The organism is Streptomyces sp. URMC 123 (assembly GCF_051386515.1).
Lineage (GTDB): Bacteria > Actinomycetota > Actinomycetes > Streptomycetales > Streptomycetaceae > Streptomyces.
In genome coordinates, this window is record NZ_JBPQTV010000570.1 from 1 (window position 1) to 1,914 (window position 1,914).

1 protein-coding gene is annotated in these 1,914 nt (G+C 79.8%); it reads left to right on the forward strand.

Translation table 11 applies throughout. The annotated features are described in order from the left end of the window. Nucleotides 1-335 precede the first annotated feature (335 nt). Nucleotides 336-1,109 (forward strand): hypothetical protein, encoded by a 774-nt coding sequence (locus ACSNOD_RS30830; protein ID WP_436770376.1) that lies wholly within the window; start codon nucleotides 336-338, stop codon nucleotides 1,107-1,109. Nucleotides 1,110-1,914 lie beyond the last annotated feature (805 nt).

Here is a 1,914-nt window from a genome sequence, read left to right on the forward strand (position 1 = left end):
CTCCCGCTCCGGCTCAGGCCGCCCCCGCTCCGGCCGCCGCCCAGGAGGCGCCTGGCGGTACGCGTCCCGGCGCCTGGCCGACCGCCGCCCCCTCCGGCGGCGGTGCGGCTCCGCAGAACGGCACGGCCGCGGCTCCGCAGGGTGGGGCCGAGCGGCGTCCCGGCGGCTGGCCGACGACGACCGCGCCCGGACGGGGGAGCGGTACGGGTGCGGGCCCTGCCGCGGCGCAGCCTGCCGCGTCGGGCGCGGCCGCGGCGCAGGGACAACCCGCTCCGCAGGCTCCCGCTGCCGGGGCCGGTGCGGCCCCTGGGGCTGCCGCGGCCGGCGGGGTGGCCATGGCCCAGGGTGCCGCCCAGGTGCGGCAGATGTGGCCGAACATCCTGGAGGCGGTCAAGAACCGCCGTCGCTTCACCTGGATTCTGCTGAGCCAGAACGCGCAGGTCGCCGGCTTCGACGGCACGACCCTCCAGGTCGGCTTCTCCAACGCCGGCGCCCGCGACAGCTTCGTCGGCGGCGGCAGCGAGGACGTGCTCCGGCAGGCGCTCGGTGACCTCGGCGTCCAGTGGAAGGTCGAGGCGATCGTCGACCCGTCGGGCGGCGCCGGCGCGGGTGGTTCCGGCGGAGCCGGAGGGTTCGGCGGCGGCCCGGGCGGCGGCGGCATGGGCTCCCCGCAGGGCGGCTTCGGTGGTGGCACGGGTTCCTCGCAGGGCGGCTTCGGCGGCGGTGCGGGCGGTGGCTTCGGTGGCGGGCCCGCCGCGGCGCAGCGCTCGGCGGCGCCTGCCGCGTCGGCCTCCGCGCCGGAGCCGACGGCTGCGGCGCCGGCCGGTGGGCCCGGTGCGGGGAGTGGCCTCGCGGCCAGCTCCCTGGGCCAGGGCAGCCAGGGAAGTCACGGCGGACCGGGCGGTGCGCACGGTGCGGGTGGCCCCGGCGCCTCCGGCGGCGGCCCCGGTCGCGGCCCGCAGGGCGCGGGCGGCAGGCCCGCCGTCGCCCTCGAGGACGACATGCCGGAAGAGGACGACCCCGATCTCGACGACACCGCGCTCAGCGGTCACGACCTGATCGTGCGCGAGCTGGGCGCGACGGTGGTCGAGGAGTTCACCCACGAGTGACCTCCCGGTCGGGGTTTCGTGGGGCCTACTCCGGGACTCCGGCGCTCCGGGGCTCCAAGCCTCGGGGGGCGTGCCCGTGGAGCTTCCTGGGCTTCGGTATGGCGGTCGTGCGGGCGGGGCGGTGGCTCGGTACGCGGGCGCCTGGCGTGCCGGCGGCGGTTCCTGTCGCTCCCGTGGTCGCTTGTCCGTCGCCCGGTGGCCTCCCGGCCGGGGTTCCGGGGTCCCGTGCTCGGGGGCGTGCCCGTGGAGCTTCCGCTTCGGCATGGCGGCCGCGTGGGCGGCGCGCTGTCCGCGTGGGGCGGTGGCTCGGGTACGTAGGCGCCTGACGGGCTGGCCCTCCCGTGGCCGCGGGTCCGGTGCCGGTGGCCTCCCGGCCGGGTTCCCGGGGGGCGTGTCCGCGGAGCTTCCTGGGCTTCGGGGTGGCGGCCGCGTGGGCGGGGTGGGTGGCTCAGTACGTGGGCGCTTGGCGCGCTGGCCCTCCCGTGGTCGCGGGTCCGGCCCCCGTGGCCTCTGCCGGCCGTTACGGCGGAGCCCGCGCCGCAGACGGTCCCGGCAACGGCCCCGTGTCCGCCCCCGCTCCGACCGCCGCTCCCTCCGCCTGGTGACCCGGCCGGTGGCCTCGCCGATCGGGCCCCGCACGCGCCGCGCCTCCGGGGCCCGTTCCGGGCCGAGACCTCGTACGACGGCGGGAGTCCCCGGTGGCCAGCCGCCCGTGGTGGGGGCGTTCCCGTACGCTCCGGGGCGCGCCCCCGACTCGTACGCGCCCGGCTCCCCGCCCCGCCGCTCGCCGCGCGCCCCCGTCCGC

What these genes read in the sequence shown, in the direction of transcription:
- ACSNOD_RS30830 (WP_436770376.1), top strand. Translation starts at nt 336, where the DNA reads ATGGCCCAGGGTGCCGCCCAGGTGCGGCAGATGTGGCCGAACATCCTG.